Genomic DNA, 23,823 nt, shown 5'->3' with positions numbered 1-23,823 from the left:
TATTGCACCTGACTCCAATATGGATCATATCTATGCCAGCATGAGTGACAAGCATCTCTATCTAGACGATGATGATAGCTATATCTATGGTGATGCCGCTGCCACGACTGAGGACACCATCGAGACCATGACGGTCTATGACCCCGACTCTGAACGCTATGAGGATATTGACTCATCAAGTGCGGATGAGGTGGTCAGCTGCTATGCCTACTCACGTAAAACTGGTGAAAATCTCGATACGGTAGCGCTCAATGATGTCAGTCGGGCGCTGAATAATAATGGTCAGTTTATTTGGCTTGGTCTCTACGATCCCAGTCTAGAAACCATGGTCAAAGTAAAAGAAGCCTTTGGTCTACATGAATTGGCGATTGAAGATGCTTTTGCCGATCATCAACGTGCCAAAGTCGAAAACTACGACAATGACATGGTGTTTGTGGTACTGCGTACGGCGAAGTTAGAGGACAATGTCATTCGTTATGGCACCACCGCGATATTCATGGGTAAAAACTATCTGATTACCATTCGTAATGGTCCGTCAAACTCTTACGCGCCTGTCCGTGAACATTGTCACCGTCGCCCTGAAAAGCTGCGTATGGGCCCGATATTTGTACTGCATGCCATACTCGATTTTATCGTGGATAACTATATGCCGATTACCGATCGGTTGGGTCGATATTTGCGCGAGCAAGAGCGCTATGTCTTTACCTATGAGTTTGACAAAGGCACTCTAAAAAATCTTTATGAGCTCAAATCTCAGCTAGTACATATGCGCGCTATTATTTTACCTGTCCAAGACATCTGTAGCTTTTTTATTAATCACAAAAAAAGTGAGCTGGTCTCAGGGTTTTCTCAAGCGGCAAAACCTTACTTTCGCGATGTCAACGATCACCTTTTGCACTCGCTAGATGCCATCAATGGTCTCAATGAGATGCTCAGCGTGGTGATGAATACCTATATGGCCATGGTCAATATGGGGCAGAACGAAGTCGTACGTAAGCTTGCGGCATGGGCGGGTATCTTAGCCGTACCCACAGCGATCGCTGGTATTTATGGGATGAACTTTGACTTTATGCCCGAGCTGCATTGGAAGTACTCGTACCTTGTTATCATGACTGTTATTATCGCTTTGTGTAGCTACTTGTACTACAATTTTAAGAGACTTAAATGGTTGTGACATAAAGTGCCGTACATAAAAAAGGGCTACCACTGGTAGCCTTTTTTATGATGCTCAACAACTATAGTCAGTGAAAAGTAATATCGAACCATCACGTACTGCTGATATTATTCACGGCGGTGCTTGGTATAACTATCAGGCGCTTGGGCATTATCAGGCAATAGTGCTTTAACCGTTAGATTGGCATGCTGTTTATCGAGATTGTCCTCTGGACGACCGAATGTTTTTGCCGTCCACGTTAGTACTACGATAGAGCCACTCAATAGCATGATGGCGACAGAAATCGTCGCTAATAGCCATAAATGAAAATAGTCTGAGACCGCCTGCACATCAACCACCAAGTGCCGTGACAAAGCGGTGATCGCAATAAATATCAAAAACTGTACTGGCAGACGATGGGTTTTAAAATAAATTCCTATCATTGCCAACAGCTCAAGATAAATGAATAGCATCAAGATATCTTTTAAATCTGCTGAGCCTTTTTGAATAATACCAATGAACTCTTTACCAGCGGTCCAAACGACAACCACACTGATTAAAAATAAAATAACGTAATGACAGACATCGACAAACTCTCTACCAATACCTTGCAGTCGCTCGTGAATACCTACGTTTTTTTTAGCCATGTTTAAGTCCTATCAACTGAGATGTGGTTGATTTAGCCTGAGTCTTTGTACTGTGGAGACTCAGACCCCTTATCTATCGGCAATCAGTATTCGTATGACTATTTTTTTAGCCAATATTTAATCCGGCTGATTTTTCAGCTGCATCGACCGTTTGGCGAATCAGCGTGTTGATGGTCATTGGGCCAACGCCACCTGGTACAGGCGTATAAGCACTGGCGATATGTTCCACACCCTGCATCTCAATATCGCCCACGCCGCCATTATCGGTCGGATGAAAGCCTGCATCGATGACCACAGCGCCTGCTTTAATCCAATCCGCTTTAATCAATTCAGGCACACCTACAGCACCAACAACGATATCTGCACGCTTGATATGTGCCGCTAGATCTTGAGTTCTTGAATGACAGATAGTTACGGTACAGTTGGCATTTAATAGCATCATCGCCATTGGCTTACCTAAAATAGCACTACGCCCTACAACCACGGCCTCCAAACCTGCCAGCTCGATACCATGATGCTCTAATAAATGCATGATGCCCTGCGGTGTGCATGAGCCATAAGCGGACTGCTGCATCGCCATCCGACCAAAGCCAAGACAAGTCACGCCATCGACATCTTTTGCCAAGTCGATCTGCTCGAAGCAAGCACGCTCATCGATATGCTCAGGGACTGGATGCTGTAGCAAGATGCCGTGGACGTCAGGGTTATTATTGAGCTCATCTATCTTAGCCAATAGCTGCTCAGTGGTCGTGATACTCGGCATCTCAACACGTATAGAGTCCATACCAACACGCTTACAGGCATTACCTTTCATACGGACATAAGTGGCAGAAGCTGGGTCATCACCGACCAATATCGTCGCAAGGCTTGGGGTGCGTCCCGTCTTATCCTTGATCGTATCCACGCGCACGCGTAGTTGCTGTTCTATTTGTTTGGCAAGCGCTTTGCCATCTAAAACGGTGGCGGACTCTTGGGCAGTAGACGCGGTAGACATAGTAACTCCAATAGAGGGTACGATATAAAAAAATAAAGACAGCGCGCGCAAATACTTTGCATGCCTGTCTTATCCTTAATCAAGGTGTGATTTATACTGATATTGTACCTGCCTGCGTCTAAAAATCCTAGCCTGTATTAGGGCATGTCCTCAATTCAGTCGACAGTCATACGCTCATCTAGCCACAATCGACCACCAGCCGCAATACTCTCAGCATCGCCGCCTAGCGCATGCCCCAGTGGATAGCCTTGCTGATAGTAGCCATCGGTATAAGTACCATGATCATAAGATATGCCACGTGATTCACCGCCAGTACGCGTATCTGTATATTCAGTATAAAGCTGATAAGGCTTGCCATAAGCCTCAGAAGCATAGTCTGCACCAGCGAGATATATGTTTTTAGATGACAGACCGCCTGCCTCGTCCTCACCTACATACTGAGCGTAGACACCAGCGGGTATGTTAACCAAAGGCATAAGACTCAGTCGTGCATCAAAGCCACCTAGCTGATTGGCAGGATCGTTATCAGTGTCACCTACTGAGGTATCATTGTCTCTAGTTCCTAGTAGTGCATCACCAAATGAGCTTAAGCTCTCAGGTCGACCTTCGCCGCCCCACATAAACGTACGGGACGCGCCTACTTCTAACCAAGGTAATGGATTAGCAGTCAGTCGTGCCCCAAACAGCTTGGCGTCTGGAATGGCCTCATAATCGTCGAGCTGACCAGCAAATAGCTGATACTGCCAAGGACCGACCCAATTCAGATATTTATAATTCGGTGCGGTTTGCGTATCACGCTGCATAGTAATCCCTGTAACTGGAATGCTAGCATCTCCTCGAATGAGACTGCCATCCTGCCCTGGACCCCACCATGCTGGTATTTTACCCGCTATCAGCCATTGATTAGCCTCCATACCAGCGATATAAGAACCCTTAAAACTGACATCAGAGTCATCATCGATCAGCTCATCGTTCTTTACATTGGCTTGCAGATTAAACTCCCACTGTGCTTCGTTAAGCGACACCCCTACGGTGGCTTGTTGACCAGCGAGCTGATCATCTGCAAATGTCTGTGGAAGCTGCTTTCGATCTGTCTGTAGGTACAATCCAGCAAAAGCCTTAACAAGAGATTCACGGTTTTGCGCAAACCTAGTCTGTATCGACTGCAATACCTGCTGCTGTGCTATTGTCTGCGCATTGGCAGACTGTAACCCGCGCTCGATCTCATTAGCCGTCAAAGGCCAAGTGCTGGTACTGATCTGCGTCACGCCTTGGGTATTTAACCAATCAAGGTCCGCCTTGAGTTTTAGGTCGTTCATATACAGATTCTGTGCTGACGTCAGCATCGATGCCGTCGATAACACCCCAAAAACCAGTAGCACATTTAACTTTTTATACCTGATTAATCACTCTTTGATTATGGAGGTTAGGTTACAGATACTGCTTATCACATATTTATCAAAAAACTGTCACTAGCGGGCTTAAACACGCCCTAGTAAAACTTTCGCTGACGTTCACACAGTCATTGAGCCAAACACCCTATCAATCGCTTGAACGGTTTGCTCAATCTCTACTGTCGTCAACGTCGGATGCACCAAGAACATCAAACTGGTCTCGCCAAGATGTTTTGCCATTGGTAATCTAGACTCTGGACGCAGACCACTGCCATCAAAGGCTTTTTCTAAATACACCTCTGAGGCCGAGCCAGAGAAGCAAGGCACACCTTGGTTAGCAATCTCTTCAATAATACGGTCACGTGACCACTCATCAGGTAGATTGTCTGGCTGCACATAGACATAGAGCTTATAATAGGCATGAATACAGTCTACAAAGTCGAGTGACTCTTCCAATCTGGGTACAGAAAGATAGCCTTTGGAGTGCCATTTAGCACATGCCGATAATATCGCTTGGGCGTTATCAGTGCGCTTAGCTGTCCAATCGCTCATTTTCTCTAACTGAATACGCCCGATCACGGCTTGCATCTCCGTCATACGCCAATTGGTACCGAAGCTCTCATGCAGCCAGCGATAACCCGGTGGATGCTCAGTCTCATAGACAGCCGCATAGCTCTTACCATGGTCTTTATACGCCCACATTTTGCGCCATAGCGATTCATCATTAGTGGTGACCATACCGCCCTCACCGCCAGTGGTCATAATCTTATCTTGGCAAAAGCTCCAAGCCCCGATGTGACCGATACTACCGACGCTATGACCTTTATACTTTGCGCCATGCGCTTGAGCACAGTCTTCGATCACATACAAATTACGCTCATCTGCCAGTGCCATGATACCGTCCATATCACAAGGCCAACCAGCTAAATGAACACAAACGATGGCTTTGGTCTTAGCACTCAGTACCGCAGCGATGGTCTCAGGGGTGATATTACCTGTTGCTTCGTCAACATCAGCAAACACAGGAGTTGCTCCAGCATTGACGACAGAGGAGATACTGGCTATAAAGGTACGCGGGGTGACGATGACTTCATCGCCTGCGCCAATACCAAGTGCCTGTAAGGCAACATCTAATGCTAGCGTACCATTACCCATGGCAATCGCATATTCACTATCTGCCCACTCGGCAAACTCACGCTCGAACTGACGACCCTCTTGCCCAGTCCAATAATTGACTTTGTTAGATAACAAGACTTGACTGACAGCATCGGCCTCAAGCTGGGTAAAGCTGGGCCAAGGTGAAAACGGAGTGTTTAGCATAGTTGCCTCAATAGTACTGATTTATAATTGATGATTCATCATTGACGATTAATAACTTATAACGAGATATTCGATTCTGATAGAAAATCTTGTTTTTATTTATTGAGTGGCCTTGCAGGATTACCAACTACGACTGCTCCAGCTGGGACATCTTTCGTAACCACCGCACCCATACCGACGATAGCGCCCTTACCAATGACTAAGGGTTTGTCAGGAGTGCCTTGCTTGATGACTGCGCCAGTACCGATATAGGCATGGTCATGGATATGGATATTGCCATTGCAGCTGACACGCGGGGCAAAGGTGACGTAATCGCCGATGATGCAGTCATGCTCGATATAGCTATAGAGATTAGCATGAAAGCATTTGCCAATAGTGACATTGGCGGTAATAGTGACAAAGGGGCTAAGAGCAGTGCCTTCATCGATACTTGCACTATCCATGATTAACGTTGAGTTGCCACTGACACTCCAAAGCTCTATATGATCATGAGTTAATTTTTCAGCGATTGACTGACGAATGCGACTATTAGCGATAGCGATTAATACAGACTTATTCTCCAATTTTAACTCTTTAAAACTCTCGTAACTCATAGCAGTATGACCATTCACGACGGTGTCTGTCTGTAAGGCATCATCGATAAAAACCAGCTGAGTTGAATCATAATCGTTGCCATAACAACGCTGTAACTGTTCAACCGCGACTGGCATTAAGCTACGACCACAGCCTGAGGCGCCATAAATAGCAAATAACTTATTCATAGCTCGTTTTCAATTTATTATTGACGTCAGTACCGGTGAACTTACTCATGGTGGCTTCACCATCAGCGCTAATACCGTCTTTAATCAATACTTTTTTGACCGTTTTAAACAGTATCTTCACATCTAGCCAAAGCGATTGGTTATCCACATACCAAGTATCAAGCGCAAACTTCTTATCCCAACCGATGGTATTGCGACCATTGACTTGCGCGTAGCCAGTCACACCGGGGCGTACATTATGACGACGAGCCTGTTCTTTACTATATAGCGGTAGGTATTCCATCAATAATGGGCGTGGTCCGACTAAGCTCATATCGCCTTTGACGACATTCCACAGTTCAGGTAGTTCATCTAAACTACTATTACGTAGCATTTTACCAAAATCAGTCAAGCGCTTACTATCGGGCAAAGGATTACCATCACTATCTATAGCATCTTTCATCGTGCGAAACTTAATCATCTCAAATGGTACACCATCCTGACCGGGACGAGTCTGACTAAATAATATCGGCGAGCCAAGATTCTTTTTAACTTTGTAAGCAGTGATAACATATACCGGAGATAGAATTATTAAAGCTGTAGTCGCAGCACCGATATCAAAGAGTCTTTTTAGCATTTCAAATACTCATTACATATTTATAAAAATCGAAAACTTGGGTGGCTGTATTGTTGACATCGAGTTCTCTTAACATTTCTTGTTTACCGAAGTCAGCAACTTTTTTTGCATTATCGGGATGATCTAGTACAGATACGATCTTTCGTGCAAGACTTGATGGGTCACTTGGTGGCACTAGCCACCCAGTTTTGTTCTCTTTTACGATATCTGGAAACCCCCCGATATCTGTTGCTATTGTAGGAATACCCATTAACAATGACTCAGCAGCTCCTCCTAAATTTTCCGATAATGACGGATGAACCGCAATATCAAAGTCCGGATATAATTTGGGTACATCTTGACGTGTTCCTAAGAAATGAACTTTAGCTCCAAGCTTGTTCACTCCGTATTCAACCACCTGTTTATAGTAGTCTTCTGAATCACCCCAAGCTCCACCAACGATAACACATACCACATCTTTACGTTGCTTTATGACCGTACTCATGGCATCAATTAAATCTTCGTGCCCCTTTAATCCACGACTTTGTCCCAACCATTTTTTAGGTGGATAAACAAAAGCGACCATACCGACAATCTTAATACCATCTGGAATATTTAACTCACGTCTTAGCGATCCTTTTGGCTGATTATTATTAAACACTGATACGTCTGAACCATAAAAAATAGTCGTTAATCTATCTTTAGCAATACCTTCATTTAAGTAATATTGTTTTGATAAATGACAAGTCGGTATCCAATAATCATACTTATTAGCTAAATTTACATCCACTTTTCTAGTGATAATCTTTTCAAGATGTAAAGGTCCAGGGACTTGAAATATTCGTTTAATTGAAATGCCAATTAAAGCCATACGCATGAAATAGGTAGTACCAACGAAATGAGAATGTATAATATCTGGATTAATTTCTGATACTAAATTCCGGAGCTTAACTACTGCCTTAGTAAAGGCTAATGGTGAGCCTTTAAAAGATGCAATGTCAGTATCCAGAACATGAACTTGAGCACCTGCTTTTTTGTATTCTTCATATAGGCCTTCTTTATTTGGTAGAGCCACGTGAATTTTACAGCCAAGGTGTATAAGTACCTGTATTTCTCGAAGTGCCCAGGTCGCTCCAATCGTTGTTTTTATTAAGTGTAGTATAATCATATTTATGTTCTTATTGGTTATTTTAAACTATTAAAAAACAACTGACGTTTATCATTCAAATTATCTTGTCTAAAAAACACAGAAAACTTCAGATTTCTATCTGCTTGCTGATTATATAAATCTGAAGAAGATAGAACCTCAATTATCTTAAGAGCTAACTCTTTAGAATTATTCTTATTAACCATAGCTTTTTCTTCTAGCAATTCAGGTATACCACCAACGTTTGTAGCTACCACTGGCAGACCTCTAGACATCGCTTCAATAATAACTCTTGGAAGACCTTCTGTTCTTGAAGGATGAACAAGCAAGTCTGATGAATTCATTTTATCGAGCACTGTCTCAGTATTTACATTTCCTAAAAAACTTACCATAGTCTCAATACTCAAACTTTTAGCTAATAGCTGCATTTCTGCCTTATGAACTCCATCTCCCAACCAAATGAGCTTAATATTGAAATCAGGGTTTTTAGTATTGATATAACTCAAAGCCTCTAACATAACATCTGCCCCTTTGTACATTTGGGCTAATGATCCAATGCACAATATATTATATTCTTGCTTTTCATAATGCATTTTAGGATTACTGGCAATAAAATTGTCAGCTATTCTTACGTTGGAAATAGCGAATTTTTCTGAATTTGAACGTGGTGGGTATTTTTTTTGCAAATCACTGTTAGTTACGTAAACTATAGAAGAAGCATGTTTAATTGTATATTTTAATTGCTTAACAGCAGTTTTTTGTAGTATTAACCTTAATGGATGGTCGAAATTCTCACCTGAAAACACCTCACAAGGATCACCTACAACTTCGATACCATATAAAGCTCCTCGTTTTTTCAAAAAATTAGCAGCATAGAATCCTATGACACCCGGAACTCTGAGTATAACAGGGCTGTCTCTGTGCTCTTCCAAAGTATATTTTATTCTTTTTATCAGAGTTCTTCTTTTAAATATCAACTCTTTTAGTCCAACATAATAAGGCAATGATACAAAATTAACCCTATCATTATTATTTTTCATATATCCAATAAGCATTGCTTTAGTAGTCTTCTTAACCCTAGCAAGAACTGTAATTTTTTCGTAATAAAATAAATAATTATCCCAAATATTAATATCGAAATCTTTATCAAAATAAATATCATTAAATTCGTCAGAATAAAAACGTAGCTCAGTCAAAAATACTAGATTATTTTTCATTTTTTACTCATCTATATTATTATTTAGAAATCTCATTATAAAACATAGTAAACAACTTATCTGAATCAAATTTCTTAATAGCCCATTCAGAAATATTTAAGTCAGTTTGCAAAGCTGGAGAGTTTTTAATTTCTAATAACTTATGTGTTGCTTGATAAATATCATTTGCATCTACTGTCTGTGATCTAAACTCAAAAGGGATAACTTCAAGAATAGGTGCTATGTTCGAAGTTACAAATGGTAAACCTTTTATTAATGCTTCTATTAATGCATTAGGCTGCCCTTCAGTTATAGAGGGAAAATAAAAACAATCTGCAGTATTTAAGACTTTAATAACCTCATTTGTGTATCCGAGTAACTTTACATTCTCATATAGGTTATTATTTTCTACAAAATCTACAAGCTCTTTGTATACATTTTTTCCGCACAAAATAAAAACAAAACTATCATCTATCGAAAGGACCTTCTGTATCACCCTAATTATTGTTGTATGATTTTTAGAAGGATCAAACCTTCCAACATGCGCAACAACAAATTTATTTGAACTAATGTTTAATGATACTCTCAGATTTTCCTTATTTCTTAAAAACTCTTTAGAGTTTATACCATTGTAAATAACATGAAACCGATTATCTTCACTATAAGTATCTTTGAAAAAGTATTGGAAAGCTGCTTGAGAGTTTGAAAGTATACTCGTAGCTGAGTACTCTACTAGACGTTTCATAGTATTATTATATAATTTATTGAATAATTTCTCTTTAAAGCGATTCGTAGAACCTCTATAAAAAGCTATTCTTGTGGGTACACGAGCGAGTTTTGCTAAAAAAAGAGGTATGCCAGCGAAGTTTCCAGTGAAATCACAAATAGCATCTGGTTCAATAGAATTGATATAACGTATAAATAATAAAAAAGGTATGGGATTTAAGTAACTTAAACTACCTTTATAAAAGCGTATATTTTTAAGCTCCATATATGATTTCTTTAGTTCACCCTCACAGGAACTTTTACAAATAATATATATCTCGAACTTACCATCATAATGTTTTAGGAACCTTAATAAATAATTTTCAATACCACCTGAGTTCAAAGTAGAAATTACAAAAAACACTTTTTTCATATTATAACCTTAAACCTGAGACTATTTTCTTATTAAAGAATACTATTAGCCAAGTCCAAGAAATAAGTCTCATCAGAGAAAACAAGGAAGATCTAGCTAAATATACACTGCTGCAAAAAACTATAATAGATATAATAAAGAAAATCAAACGTTCATTATTTTCGATATCAATTTGCTGCTCGCAATAGCGAACTAACCAACCAAAAAATATCATGCCAAATATAATTCCATTGAGTCCATATGACAAATAAAAATCAGCTAGCAATGATGTTCCTTGTCCAGATGTAGGATCTTCAACTCCTACAATAAGCCAAGTAACGAAATTATCAGAAGAAGTATATTTTATAGATGTATCTTCGAAAACGTAAGGAAAAATATTTGAACTTAATGGTATGATACCTATCAAAGAAGTGATAGGAAATCTTGCATAAAGGTAATCATGGTATTCGGGCACATATTCTATGCTGTATTGTATCGCTTTAACAGATGCAGCAAGTTCGGAAGTAGCAGGTATTATTGATTCATCTTGAGCTTTTTCACTTTCACTATTTATAGCTTTACTAATATTTGTTATAAAGCTAGAGTCTTCACTAGTATTAAAAGAACGAGCAATACCTAATATTGTTAATAATAATGATGCACATCCGATAATAACAACACTTTTTACTAAACCAAATTTCTTTCCAGTACTGATTAGATAACCAATCAACAGTAACAAAGAAAATACAATGATATCTCCCCTATCACCACTTAATATAACTACCGATAGGTATAGAGATAACAGGATTATGTTTATATATCCAATAGATTTTAAGTAGCTAAAAACACTAATTAGTTTGTCATTGCTTTGCTTGATATTTATAATCTTCTGAATAATTAAAGCAAAATAACTCGCTTTGAACAATATAGAGAAATATACTGCATTTGTCCCCATATCAAATATGCCATAGCCTCCAAAAACATATGCAGGATTTACATTGAACAAAAAAGCAAATAAGAAAAAAATACTTAAAATACTTATTATTTCCGTTCCTGTCTTTTTAAAAACCGAAACACCTTTTCTATAATTATTTTTTCTTATGAAGAAACCTATGTAAAAGGAAACTAGTCCTATAAAAGCTACTAACATGCTTTTAGCTACTGCATTTTCACTAACAGCCATAAATAAATCATTTTTATGTATGTATCCAAGGTAATAATCTAAATACTTTTGAAAGCTAACTATAAAAAAACCTATTAGAAAAATATTAGAGTGCTTAAAGAAATTTTTTCTAAGTACTGATATGGGTTCTTGTTTTAAAAAAAATATGAGTGTAACTATCGTTACTGCCAATAACATATAAAAAACAAAGTTATCATTAAAACTATAAGATACGAAGTTATATACAAATAACGCTAGTATCAGAACGGTTATATTTATAAAAACGATCACTTGATTGGTTCTAACCATTACATCTATATCCAAATTCCAATGAAACTAATGCAAAAAAAATAACTTATAATAAATTTTGAATAATTTTTATTTATAAGAAACTATATATTTACTGTGCATTATAGTGACCGTCTAATCAAAACTATTTTTTAATAAAATCTGAGTCTGGTAAAGATAATAAAAACTCTCTCTTTTCATCTGAGCTCATCATTTTAGACTTAACATTTTTTTCTAGCATTCTTTGTTCAAACTCAATAGTACTACATAGTATTTTAGCAGGATTACCTCCCACTACAACATTATCGGGAATAGTTTTTGTTACAACTGAACCTGCTGCTACTAAGACATTTGAGCCTATAGTAACTCCCGGCATGATAAGACAGTTATTCCCAATATATACATTATTTTTGATAATTACTTTACCAAAAAAATCTATATCTGGATATTTTTTTCTAAGAATAAATGCTCCGCCATGAGTGAATATCTTAGTACCATTAGTAATTTGAACTTGATCTCCAATAGTTATTAAAAAAGGTTCAGATCCAAATGAAACATTTTGAATGTTGCAGTTTTTTCCTATAGATACACCTTCATAGCGTGCTAGCTTCTCAGGAGACCAAAAATAGTTGTGGTAAAACCGTATAATTTTTTTAAACATTTGATTTACCTTTTTTAAATATTTTTTTGATACTTTGTAGATCTTGACTGACACTTACTACTTTAAAAACAATCAATAGCGCTAAATATGCTAAGGTAATTATAGGGAATAGAAATAAACTGTATACACCTTGTAACTCATAAATATTGGCAATATACATGTTAAATAAGATTGTAATAGTTGAAATTAAAACCACTTTTAAAATAATATTTAACTCGATCCAGTAAGGTAAAGTGTATATTTTTCTTGCATAGTGATAGTTAATAAAAAAGCTAATCGCGCTCACCACAATAAAACCGTATAAAAGATTGGAAATACTTAAAGTTTTAATTCCATAAACTATGGTAATAGTTAACAGTAATTTTTTAAAAAATTCGAGTTTCAAGATTAAGTCTGTTCTATTAAAAATTTTGAACAAAATCCTGTTAAATATCTCTTGCAGATAGAAAAATGAAGCTAATATCAAAAGTTGTAAATAAGTAGCTGATGTTAGCCACTCTCTACCATAGAGAATTTGAATAATTAATTCCGAGTAGTAAAAAATTATTATGCAAATGAAGCCCACAACAATTGTAAAAATTTTGACGATATTAAAATACAACTCTTGAAATTTTTTTCTATTATCTTGAAGTCTAGAGAGCGTTGCATAAACAACACCCAGTACACTACCTTGTATTATACCTATTGGCATTTCCTGTAATTTCTTAGCTTGATAAAAATACCCGGATTGTGAGATGGCAAAGTATTTAGCCAGTATGAGTTGATAGCTATTATCAAATGCCTTATCTAATATTGATGCCAATGTTGTGTTAATGCCAAATTTATAAACTTGCTTGAAAGACTCTATGCTAAACTTGTAGCTTTTCATGGATCCAACATAAAACCATAATAGTCCAGTTAACGTAATAGCAGTTGATAACTGAAGAATAACCAGTGATAAAGCACCAGCACCTTTCGCTGCTGCGTAAATAGCTATTATTGAACCAACAATAATAGCTATTATTTCATAGTATGATTTAGCTTTAAAATCTAAAGCCTTCACAAGTTTTACAGACTGAGTTATCCTCAAAGCATTCACAAACAATACTAATGAAGACATTCTTAATAAATTAGTAAGTTCATTATCATTATAAAAATCAGCTATATACTGGGCTGAGATGAGCAAGCCTAACATTAGTACTATTGAAATAGCTAAATTAAATATAAAGACTGTGGAATAATCGGTTTCGGTAGTATTTTGTTTACGTACTAATGCACCTGATAAACCTGATTCTATCAATATCGTAGATATAACAATAAAAAACATCACAATACTTACTTGTCCGAATTCTCTCGGACTCAGTAGACGTACTAAAATGATATTAGTAATCAATCCAACGGCAAGATAACCGAACCTTCCACCAAACGACCACAATGTATTGAGTAACAAGCTCCGGTTAATTTGATTATCATTCATTAGATATTAAGCTTTTATTATTTTAATAGATTCAAGGTCTTATTGTACCAAGGCATCGCTTTAGCAATACCCTGAACAATATCAAACTGGGGCGCATAGCCTAAAGCATTTTGGATTTTGCTAATGTCTGCCTGACTGTGACGCACATCCCCTGCTCTAAAGTCTCTATACACAGGAGATTCATCATAATCTACCCCATTAACTGCCAAGTTGTCTTGTAGTGCGGTAAACAGCGTGTTCAATGTTGTACGACCACCCACGGCCACGTTATAGACCTCATTTTTCGCGTCATCATTAGCAGTCGCGGCTAAGATATTGGCTTGTACTGCATTTTCAATAAAATTGAAGTCGCGGCTGGTATCGCCATCACCATTGATGAATACCTCATCACCTGCGATCATCGCCGCCGTCCACTTCGGAATCACGGCCGCATACGCACCGTCAGGGGTTTGACGCTTACCAAAGATATTGAAATAGCGCAAACCGATTGTCTGAAACCCATAAGTATTGGCAAACACATCAGCATAAAGCTCATTCACGTACTTGGTCACTGCATAGGGTGATAATGGTTTACCGATATTTTCTTCTACTTTTGGTAAGGCTGGATGGTCACCATACGTAGAGCTACTAGCGGCATAGGTAAAGCTGGTAACTTGTGCATCGCGAGCAGCCACTAGCATATTTAGGAAGCCTGAAATATTGGTATGATTGGTACTAATAGGGTCAGCAATAGAGCGCGGTACTGAGCCAAGTGCCGCTTGATGCAGCACATAATCAACACCCTCACAGGCCGCTGAGCAATCAGCCAACTGACGGATATCACCTGCTATAAAAGTAAACCGTTGCCACTGCTCATCACTTACCAAGCCTTGCACTTCATCGAGATTATGCTGAAAGCCAGTGGCGAAGTTATCTAGACCCACCACTTTTTGATCTAATAATAGTAGCGTCTCAAGTAGATTGGAGCCGATAAAGCCGGCTACTCCAGTGATCAGCCACGTTTTAGGCACTTGTACCAGTGAATCTTTGATTTGTTGGTATGCTATCGCTGTCATAACTATTGCTTTCCGTATTATTTTTCAAATTTAAAGGCGTATGTCGGTTTCTTCTTTAGTAAATAGGTATTTCAAGTCATAAAGGACATGGTTATTTTTACCTAAAGATCTGATTTTCTCCAGTCCCATTTCTAAAAACTGCTGATGAGCAACTGCTAAAATAATACCGTCATATAGATTCGATAATGGCTGAGAGATAGGTGTAATATTGTATTCTCGTTCAGCTTCATTAGCATTTATCCAAGGGTCATAAACGTCAACTTCAATATTGTACTCACGTAGCTCTTGTACGATATCAATGACCTTGGTATTACGCACATCAGGACAATTTTCTTTAAAACTCAGTCCTAAAATTAATACTCTCGCACCTTCCACCTGAATACGTTTTTTGATCATGGTCTTGACCAATTGCGTCACCACATACTCACCCATACTATCGTTTAGACGACGACCAGCTAAGATAATCTCAGGGTTATAGCCGATCGCTTGGGCTTTATGTGTTAAGTAATATGGATCGACGCCGATACAGTGACCGCCAACTAGACCCGGGCGAAATGGCAAAAAGTTCCACTTAGTCCCAGCCGCTTCTAGTACCGCCTCGGTATCGATATTCATCTTATTAAAGATTACCGCCAGCTCATTGATCAGCGCAATATTGACATCGCGTTGGGTATTCTCAATCACCTTAGCCGCTTCTGCTACCTTGATACTCGCCGCTTTGTGCGTGCCAGCGGTAATAATTAGGTTATAGACTTCATCGACGAAATCCGCAATCTCAGGAGTTGAGCCTGCCGTTACCTTGAGGATATTAGTCACGCGATGCTCTTTGTCGCCCGGATTGATACGCTCTGGGCTATAACCAGCATAAAAATCTGTATTAAATACTAGCCCAGAGACCTTCTCCAATACCGGAATACAGACTTCTTCTGTCGCGCCCGGATATACCGTTGACTCATAAACTACAATATCGTCTGACTTTAACAAGCCACCGATAGCTTCTGACGCTTTGATCAACGGCGTTAGATCTGGTTGCTTGTAGGCATCAATCGGCGTAGGCACCGTAACGATAAAGAAGTTACAGTCTTTTAGCTCATTGATATCTGAGCTATAGCTTAAATGAGTCGCTTGTGCTAACTCCTCATCGCTCACTTCTAAGGTATGATCAGTACCGTTATTTAGCGCAGCGATACGACTGGCATTGATATCGAAGCCAATGACCGAGTGCTGCTTACCGAATTCAACCGCTAGTGGCAGACCCACATAGCCCAGACCGATTACTGCGATTTTCAGATTTTTAATACTATGCATCTCATTCATCTTAGTCATTACTTACGATTCCGTTGCTGATTCAAGAGTTCTAGCGGTCTGTTTGGTGCTTTTATTAGTCGATGTATTAATCAATGTATTATCGCTATTGCGAGTTGTCTCTATCATCGGTGTACCATCCTGATACCCCGACACAAAATGCTTGAACTGCTGCTTGAGCCATGCCACATCATGCTGCTCTGCCTTATCTTTGAGCTGATACAAAGTCTCCTCAATGTCCGTTAGCGCAAAGCAATGCTCCATCGCCTGCATGATCAGCGGATGATCGGTATCTTGTACATTATCCTCACCGATGATCAACTCCTCGTAGAGCTTCTCACCCGGTCTGAGACCAGTAAATATGATCTCTATATCGCCATCCAGATTCTCCTCATCTTTCGGCTCATAGCCACTGAGATGTATCATACGGCGGGCGAGATCGACGATCTTCACCGGAGCACCCATGTCGAGCACAAACACCTCACCACCCCTCGCCATCGCCCCGGCCTGAATGACTAAATTCGCTGCTTCCGGTATCGTCATAAAGTAGCGCGTCACATCAGGATGGGTGACCGTAATGGCTTTGCCCTGCTCGATTTGTTTGGTAAAGACGGGAACCACTGAGCCAGATGAGCCGAGCACATTACCGAAGCGCACCATACTGATACAAGTTTGATTATTATTGGCATCTTGACTGAGGCCCTGACAGACCAGCTCCGCTAGACGCTTAGTCGCGCCCATCACGTTAGTCGGTCTCACCGCTTTATCAGTAGAGATCAGTACAAAAGTCTCAACCTTGGCCTCGATAGCCGCGCGAGCGCAGTGATACGTACCCTTGCTGTTGTTTATGGCTCCCTCAAACGGGTTATGCTCGACGATAGGCACATGCTTATAGGCTGCGGCATGATACACCGTCTGGATCTGATGACACTTAAATATCCTGACCAGATTGGCCTCATTGGTCACATTACCAATAACTGCCACTAACTCTATATCTTTATAGATCACCTTGCTGGCGATTTTGGCGATCAGCTCTTGATGGATACTATAGAGCGCGTACTCCGATAGCTCATAGAGCACCAGATACTTAGGCTTATTCTTAATAATCTGCCGGCACAGCTCACTACCGATAGAGCCGCCAGCACCAGTGACGAGTACACATTTATTCGTAATATTCTGCCGTAATAAGCGCTCATTAGGCTCGACCGTCTGTCTATTGAGCACATCGAGAATATCGACTTGACGCATACTACTGACAGTAACTTTGCCATCGACGATCTCCTTTAAGCTTGGCAGTTCTTTGATCTTAATAGAGATACCAGCGAGCTTATCGATGATCTCTCTCTTACGGGCGCGGCTAATAGACGGCATCGCTAAGAACACTTGCGCGATATCGAGCTTTGAGACAGTCTCTACGAGCGTGTCAGCGTTATAGATACGTTTGCCAAGTAAATAAGCATCCGTAAGCTGCGCATCATCATCGACAAACCCAACGATATGATACTTATGCGAGTTTCTTAGACCCTCTAACAGCTCTTTTCCGGCTTCACCAGCTCCGTAGATCAGTACATTGTCATAGTCATTTATACGACGACGCTGTGGACGTTGCCCTTGCAAGCGGGCTAATAGCTCTCTGATAGTCAGACGACTATTCCATAACCAAATAAAGAATAAGAATAAATACAGCATAGGCACAGCGCGCGGCATACCTGGTATTGGATTGAAATAGAGGACGACTTGAGCGGCGACGATCAATACAAAGAATAGCTGTAAGACGCTACCCATCAGTGCACCGAAGAAACTACGAGCAATACCCTTATAAAAGCCAATAGCATATAAGCTGATGATCGGTACTACTGCGTATAAGCACAGCGCAAGCAAACCGATATGATTATCCATATCGCCATAGCGCATGGCTATCGCCAAATATAGGCAGATCACAGACATCACCAAGTCAGCCACTAACAAAACGGCTCGTTTGCTATTGCGTGACAGCGCTAACAAGTAGTCCGCGATACGCTGTGGCCCTTTAACATCTGCCCTTTGGTCAGTCTGATACAAGGATGATTCTATAGACATAACAAACAACCATTTAAGTGAAGAACGTCATACGAACAATGAAGCAGAAATAATAATTAATAATTAGTTTTTGTTATCACCATAAGTATAGTGATAGTGATAGCTATACTTATCCATTAGACCTTGCTGGACATCATTGAGGATAATGCCATCAACTTGTACATTGGATTTATTCATTTGCTTGACCGCATAAGTGACCTGCCCTTCTATCGACTTGTCATAGCGCGCGACCAGCAGTACTTTATCCACGTACTGCGATAGGATTATCGCGTCTGAAGCGGCGAGCACTGGCGGCGTATCGATGACGATATAGTCATACTTAGCCTTTAGTGTCGTCATCAATTGCGCGAATCTCTCACTCATCAGTAGCGAAGCTGGATTATGTGGATGGCAACCACGCGGCATAAAGTCGATATCATCGATACCCGTCTGACGAATAAAGCTCTCAATATCCAAATCACTAGTAGTAGACGCTAAGGCGGCCGTATTCATCTTGGCTAAACGACTGCTGCCTTCACTCAGATAGTCTGATAGACCTTGATCTTGACTCAAGTTAAATACTTTATGCAGCGCGCCTAGACGCATATCGGCATCCATCACTAGCACTTTTTTGTTTAGCTGTGAGAGGACTTCTGATAAGTTAGCAGTGATAAATGATTTACCGACGTTTGGACTTTCACTAGTGACTAAGATCACTTTGCCGCGCTGATTAACAACAGCCTGATTGCTAGCGCTCATCTCATTAAACGTATTGGCTTGTTTTGGCATTGAGAATATCAGGCTCGTTCTTAGGCTCTTTATTGCCTCGTAGCTCAAGCTATTATGATCGACATGAGTCAATAGACGTGTGCTGGCGTGTTTATTCTTCCCGATTCTCGATAATAGTGGCGAGCGCGGTATCGTTGCAATCACCGGTACACTAGTCTTAGTCTCAAGACGCTCAGGATCTTTAACTACGTTTCTAAGTAGATTCTTTAATAGCACGAGCATTGTGCCTAGCATAGCGCCCAGTAATAGCGCCAAAACAATGATTTGTAGCTTTTTGGGGGCAATCGCCTTATAAGTGCTAATAGGCAAATCAACAATACGTGCAAAGCCAATCTGACCGGCCTTGACGATTTTGAGCTGTTCATAGTTTTTGAGGAGCGTGAGGTAGATCTCTCTATTGATCGCCGTATCTTCTGATAGCTTCAAAAACTCTCTTTGAAGCTCAGGTAAGTCGGCGACCGTCTCGTCGATCTCTTGCTGACGGCTGTTGAGCACCGCTAACTGCTCGTTTATTTGTACGACTAAGGGATGCTCATTGGTATAGTAAGTCGTCAGATCTGCTTTTTTGAGCTTTAGCTCATTGAGCTGCGTATCGATTTGCGAGTTTTCAGTGAGTAGCAGCTCTGCTTCTTTGGCCACATCGATAGTGCCATACTCTTTACGGAACTCATTGAATACTGCCTCAGAGTTTTCTAGTTTTTTCTTCAATGCTGGAATCTGAGTTTCCATAAAGGTTAGCGTCTTAGTAGTTTCTTCTGAGCCACGCGATTGATTCTGATCAATGTAAGAGAGGACGATTTGATTCAGGACGTTAGTGACTTGCTCTTGGCTCTTACCAGTCATAGACAGCTGGATAATGCCAGTCTGCTTACCTTTCTCGACCACCGATAAAGCACTGTTGAGACTGTCTGTCGTCGCTTTTAGCGATTGCTGACTGATAGTGATCGGATAGCTCTCTTCAGGTAGCTCATTGACGGTGATATAGATCTGACCTTCATTACCATTGAATCTATGCGACTTGCCAATTTGACCTTCAAAGTCATCGAAGCCATCATTCAATACAAATCCAGTGTCTGACTGAGTCAAGGTAAATGCACGATTAAGATAAGCACGCGGCACTTCGAATTGACTGACTTGTACGCGTCCTTTTTCACTCTCTAAGGACACCCCTTCAGGCGTATTCAACTGCGTGTCGATACGATCATTCTTGATTTTATCGATAGCGCTGATATTAGGATCGGCCAGCTTAATACGTAAATTTAGTAGAGTGACTACAGGCTCCAAGATCATCCGCGATCTAATCAGCTCTGCTTCTGTTTGCGCTTTACTTGCCTCTGAGCCTACCAGATCAGAAATACTCTCGCCCAAAGCAGCAATGCCTTGAGTGTTTTCTTCTATCTGTATCATCGCATCCGACTTAAAGGTAGGATTGACATAGCGGCTGTACAAAACGCCGATAGCTAGTCCCAACAATGCAAAGAACAGCACGATCTTCCAGCCCCGTAATAGTACAAAAAACAGCGCTATGAGATCGATCTCGTCATCATCTTTTTCAATCGTTGTTTTGGAAGTGTTCGGCGAATCTGTAGTCATAAGGTCAATTCATTCATTTAAAGTAGTGGCTTATTTATTGTTGGTTCGATACCGAGCCATTGATAATAAATGCTTAGCTGATTTTATCAGCCCAAGGTTTAAGGCTGTCAAAGATATCTTGCCTAGCATCTTCAAATACTGAGAGCTCATGTCGATACGGATCAGCAATATCTTGATCGATCCAGTGCCCGATACGGAAGGTTTTGCCGCGGCAATGGGGCCAACGGTCCTCGATCCATTTACTCTGATTATCAGACATCGTCAAAATCAAATCAGCACGCTTCACTAGCGCTTCATCAATTTGCTTGGCGATATGCGCCGACATATCGATACCTAGCGCTGACATGACCGTTAAGGCATTAGGGTCAGCACCATTACCGACCACAGCAGAGAGTCCAGCAGAGTCGATCGTCTTATGAGGATATTGTTGTATCAATGCCGCTTCAGCGATAGGGCTACGGCAAATATTGCCGACGCAAACCACCAGAATATTGTCAAAGGCCATGATGAGTACCTATAATCCTGAGAGGCTTCTGATTGCTGAAGTAGAAGGTAACAGCGAGTTGATAACACGACTCCAGCGGGTTAGCCCTGTTGGATCGACATAGAGAATGTCGTTGGGCTGCATCTCAAAACGGTTGGCAAGTGCCAAATTAGTGATGGTCTGCATATCGACATAATAGATATTGGTGCGGCGAAACTCTAAGTTATCACGCACAATGTAGACTTTTGCGGCATTGGCGGTAAACGAATTGAGCCCTTGCGACTCACCCAACACTTGAGCCAAGCTCAATCCTTGCTCTAAGATAGGAACAGGCTTTATTTGACCAAACTCGCCTAATACGTAGACAGTATTGCGGCTTTGACTATTGACATGAATAGAGTCGCCGTCTTGGATATAAATCTGATTACCTGAGGCGCCTATCTGACGCAAATCTGCTAGGCCAATATTGTAATTGCGACCCTTACGATTTAGGACGATGCTGTTTGAATCTCCAACTTCTGTCGCCCCACCCGCTTTAGAGATCGCACTATAGAGCGACACGGGCGCATCATCAATAGCGAACTCGCCAGGCTGTCTGACTTCACCATCAATAAAGAACTTATTACCGCGATAGTTGATAATTTTGACTTGGGGATCGGAGTACTTTAGGAAGCGTTGAAGCTTACTCTGTAGAGAGGCGGTAAACTGAGGGACACTCAGACCTGACGCTTTGACTCGACCTACCAAAGGAAACTGTACAAAGCCTTGCTGATCGACAGGATAGCCATTGACTCCGGCAGCTGCCATGTCGGGGTAACCGACTAGAACAATGCTTAAAGTATCGCCTTGTGCGATACGGTATTCTTTTTTATTAGAGCTTGCGATGAGCTGATAAACATCATTGCTAGGCCGCTTTACTTGCGGCGCCGGTAAGGTCGCTAAACTGAGCGGCTGAATATTGAATTGCAAACCATTCTCAGCGGTAAAATCACCTACTGGAGGCAATTCTCCTGCTTGTAGACCAGAATTGATGGTTGTTGTCGCACATCCAGCAGACCATAAAGTAATCAGTAGTAAACTTGACGCTCTCAACAACTTAAGAGACTGGCGCATAATAAAAACCCTTCAAATCATAACGATGAACTATAGCCATCAAATCTAATTGTTACATAAAAAAAATAACCTCTATTCCCACAACACTTAATAAAAAAGCATTGTGAGGGTAGAAGTTGGCATAGCAAAAATTATTTTAGCGCGCAATAGACAATTGTTGGTTTTTTTAAAGTAACAGCTGTCATCTAATCTTGAATATCTAGCCTATATTTCACCGCTTGTACCGAATAAATTACCTTTTGTCTACTAAACTCTTGATCAATGTACCATTTTAGCATAGATAACCTACTTATCGTCTCGATTTTATTCTATAAATTGATAATGAATAAAAAACCCTACAATAGCGACAAATAGCGTAAAATGGCCATTGCAAATTTTTGGCTCGGCAGTGTAATGTATTTATTTTTCACCACTGTCGAGCCTAGCTGTATTTCTACATTGAGAAATGTAATAAACCCACCGACTCAAGGACATGATTATGAAAGATGAAAAATTACAGAAAGCCCTCGCCCGCATGGGGCTTGGCTCACGTCGTCAGATGGAAGAAGTTATTAAATCTGGACGCGTAACAGTCAATAACGGCCCAGCAACCATCGGTGATCGCGTCGAACCAGGCGATGAGATTCGTGTTGATGGTCGTCAGATTAAATATACCGCTGAGAATGAGAAGCGTCGCCGCGTATTGGCTTACTATAAGCCTGAAGGTGAAGTGTGCTCTGCCAATGATCCAGAAGGTCGTCCAACGGTTTTTGAACGTCTGCCCAAGCTGACTCATGATCGCTGGGTCATGGTCGGACGCTTGGATATTAACTCAACAGGCCTGTTATTGTTTACCAATGATGGTGAAATGGCGCATCGCTTGATGCATCCCTCTGGTGAAGTCACTCGTGAATACGCAGTACGTGTATTAGGTGAAGTGACGTCTGATATCGCGCGTGCGTTAACAGCTGGCGTCATGCTAGAAGATGGTACGGCAAAGTTTGAAGATATCAAAGAAGGCGGCGGTGAAGGCGTCAATAAATGGTATCACGTCCAGCTAAAAGAAGGTCGTAACCGCGAAGTACGTCGCTTATTTGAGTCGCAAGGCCTAAAAGTGAGTCGTCTACTGCGTACGCGCTATGGCACGATTGCCCTACCAAAAGAGTTGCGTACTGGTCGTTTCTTAGAGCTCGACAGAAAAGACATCAATACCTTGACTGATCTAGTGAGCTTACGTCCACGTTATGGTACGGGTCTACATGGCGCGGCGAAAGAGAAACAAGAGCGCATCAGAAACAAACCACTTAAAGCACGTCGCACTACTGACAGTCGTAGCGATAGCAGCCGCAGTGGTAGCGACAATCGCAACAGCAGCGCGAAGCCTAAAAGCAGTGCTAGCCCTGCCAGTCGTGGTACACGCAATACCCGTGACCGCAACGATAAGCGTTAATTTAAGCCTTCAATAGATTTAAATTAGACCATAAAAAAGCTGCCCATAAATATTCATTATGGGCAGCTTTTTTATGCGTTTTTTATAATAATTTTACTAACCTAAT

General features: G+C 40.7%; 20 protein-coding genes. 2 read left to right on the top strand and 18 right to left on the bottom strand.

All coding sequences use genetic code 11. The features are described 5' to 3' along the window. The first annotated feature begins 19 nt into the window (after positions 1 to 19). Entirely contained in the window at positions 20 to 1,174 is a 1,155-nt protein-coding gene (gene corA / locus AAEY72_RS09345) for a magnesium/cobalt transporter CorA (protein ID WP_502945362.1), read from the top strand. Positions 1,175 to 1,281: 107 nt separating this feature from the next. Here the strand turns inward: corA and AAEY72_RS09340 are convergent, their stop codons facing one another. The 18 genes from AAEY72_RS09340 to AAEY72_RS09255 all read right to left on the bottom strand — a co-directional run bounded on the left by AAEY72_RS09340 (position 1,282) and on the right by AAEY72_RS09255 (position 22,288). Then, on the bottom strand, positions 1,282 to 1,800 hold the full coding sequence (locus AAEY72_RS09340; protein WP_352310307.1) for a phosphate-starvation-inducible protein PsiE: 519 nt from the start codon (positions 1,798 to 1,800) through the stop codon (positions 1,282 to 1,284). A 106-nt stretch (positions 1,801 to 1,906) separates the two neighbouring features. Next, positions 1,907 to 2,794, bottom strand: coding sequence for a bifunctional methylenetetrahydrofolate dehydrogenase/methenyltetrahydrofolate cyclohydrolase FolD (folD, locus tag AAEY72_RS09335; RefSeq protein ID WP_352310306.1), 888 nt, complete (start codon positions 2,792 to 2,794; stop codon positions 1,907 to 1,909). A 155-nt stretch (positions 2,795 to 2,949) separates the two neighbouring features. After that, the gene (locus tag AAEY72_RS09330) at positions 2,950 to 4,113 is read right to left on the bottom strand and encodes a capsule assembly Wzi family protein (RefSeq protein ID WP_352310305.1); all 1,164 of its coding nucleotides are present in this window, start codon (positions 4,111 to 4,113) and stop codon (positions 2,950 to 2,952) included. 195 nt (positions 4,114 to 4,308) lie between these two features. Next, positions 4,309 to 5,508 carry a DegT/DnrJ/EryC1/StrS family aminotransferase gene (locus AAEY72_RS09325; protein WP_352310304.1) on the bottom strand — a complete coding sequence of 400 codons (1,200 nt, stop codon included), beginning with the start codon at positions 5,506 to 5,508 and terminating at the stop codon, positions 4,309 to 4,311. A 95-nt stretch (positions 5,509 to 5,603) separates the two neighbouring features. Beyond that, positions 5,604 to 6,269, bottom strand: coding sequence for an acetyltransferase (locus AAEY72_RS09320; RefSeq protein WP_352310303.1), 666 nt, complete (start codon positions 6,267 to 6,269; stop codon positions 5,604 to 5,606). Then, complete coding sequence (locus AAEY72_RS09315) at positions 6,262 to 6,885, bottom strand: sugar transferase (protein ID WP_352310302.1); 624 nt, start codon at positions 6,883 to 6,885, stop codon at positions 6,262 to 6,264. Before AAEY72_RS09315 ends, AAEY72_RS09320 begins: the two co-directional genes overlap by 8 nt. A 1-nt stretch (position 6,886) precedes the next feature. Next, the gene (locus AAEY72_RS09310; RefSeq protein WP_352310301.1) at positions 6,887 to 8,032 is read right to left on the bottom strand and encodes a glycosyltransferase; all 1,146 of its coding nucleotides are present in this window, start codon (positions 8,030 to 8,032) and stop codon (positions 6,887 to 6,889) included. A gap of 17 nt (positions 8,033 to 8,049) precedes the next feature. Next, positions 8,050 to 9,228, bottom strand: coding sequence for a glycosyltransferase (locus tag AAEY72_RS09305; protein ID WP_352310300.1), 1,179 nt, complete (start codon positions 9,226 to 9,228; stop codon positions 8,050 to 8,052). Positions 9,229 to 9,247: 19 nt separating this feature from the next. Continuing rightward, positions 9,248 to 10,345: a glycosyltransferase gene (locus AAEY72_RS09300; protein ID WP_352310299.1), complete on the bottom strand. Its 1,098-nt coding sequence runs from the start codon at positions 10,343 to 10,345 to the stop codon at positions 9,248 to 9,250. A 1-nt stretch (position 10,346) separates the two neighbouring features. Beyond that, positions 10,347 to 11,795, bottom strand: a complete 1,449-nt coding sequence (wzy, locus tag AAEY72_RS09295; protein ID WP_352310298.1) for an O-antigen polysaccharide polymerase Wzy — start codon at positions 11,793 to 11,795, stop codon at positions 10,347 to 10,349. Between the two features lie 124 nt (positions 11,796 to 11,919). Next, positions 11,920 to 12,435, bottom strand: a complete 516-nt coding sequence (locus AAEY72_RS09290) for an acyltransferase (protein ID WP_352310297.1) — start codon at positions 12,433 to 12,435, stop codon at positions 11,920 to 11,922. Beyond that, complete coding sequence (locus AAEY72_RS09285) at positions 12,428 to 13,891, bottom strand: lipopolysaccharide biosynthesis protein (protein ID WP_352310296.1); 1,464 nt, start codon at positions 13,889 to 13,891, stop codon at positions 12,428 to 12,430. The genes AAEY72_RS09290 and AAEY72_RS09285 overlap by 8 nt, the downstream gene beginning before the upstream one ends. A 17-nt stretch (positions 13,892 to 13,908) precedes the next feature. Further along, on the bottom strand, positions 13,909 to 14,946 hold the full coding sequence (locus AAEY72_RS09280) for an NAD-dependent epimerase/dehydratase family protein (RefSeq protein WP_352310295.1): 1,038 nt from the start codon (positions 14,944 to 14,946) through the stop codon (positions 13,909 to 13,911). Positions 14,947 to 14,976: 30 nt separating this feature from the next. After that, positions 14,977 to 16,254 (bottom strand): Vi polysaccharide biosynthesis UDP-N-acetylglucosamine C-6 dehydrogenase TviB, encoded by a 1,278-nt coding sequence (tviB, locus tag AAEY72_RS09275; RefSeq protein ID WP_352310331.1) that lies wholly within the window; start codon positions 16,252 to 16,254, stop codon positions 14,977 to 14,979. A 21-nt stretch (positions 16,255 to 16,275) separates the two neighbouring features. Further along, positions 16,276 to 18,330 carry a polysaccharide biosynthesis protein gene (locus AAEY72_RS09270; RefSeq protein WP_352310294.1) on the bottom strand — a complete coding sequence of 685 codons (2,055 nt, stop codon included), beginning with the start codon at positions 18,328 to 18,330 and terminating at the stop codon, positions 16,276 to 16,278. 63 nt (positions 18,331 to 18,393) lie between these two features. Next, positions 18,394 to 20,691: a polysaccharide biosynthesis tyrosine autokinase gene (locus AAEY72_RS09265; protein ID WP_194620296.1), complete on the bottom strand. Its 2,298-nt coding sequence runs from the start codon at positions 20,689 to 20,691 to the stop codon at positions 18,394 to 18,396. Between the two features lie 73 nt (positions 20,692 to 20,764). Further along, on the bottom strand, positions 20,765 to 21,196 hold the full coding sequence (locus AAEY72_RS09260; protein ID WP_194620298.1) for a low molecular weight protein-tyrosine-phosphatase: 432 nt from the start codon (positions 21,194 to 21,196) through the stop codon (positions 20,765 to 20,767). Between the two features lie 9 nt (positions 21,197 to 21,205). Further along, a complete protein-coding gene (locus tag AAEY72_RS09255; protein ID WP_227669947.1) occupies positions 21,206 to 22,288 on the bottom strand; it encodes a polysaccharide biosynthesis/export family protein in 1,083 nt (360 codons plus the stop codon). A 478-nt stretch (positions 22,289 to 22,766) separates the two neighbouring features. On the opposite strand from AAEY72_RS09255, the gene rluB reads away from it, so the two are divergent. Then, entirely contained in the window at positions 22,767 to 23,717 is a 951-nt protein-coding gene (rluB, locus tag AAEY72_RS09250; protein WP_201593706.1) for a 23S rRNA pseudouridine(2605) synthase RluB, read from the top strand. Positions 23,718 to 23,823 lie beyond the last annotated feature (106 nt).

This window comes from Psychrobacter sp. W2-37-MNA-CIBAN-0211, assembly GCF_040309405.1.
GTDB classification, from domain to species: Bacteria; Pseudomonadota; Gammaproteobacteria; order Pseudomonadales; family Moraxellaceae; genus Psychrobacter; species Psychrobacter glaciei.
Note: the sequence above shows the minus strand (reverse complement) of the source record. Positions and strands in the feature narration are given on the sequence as shown.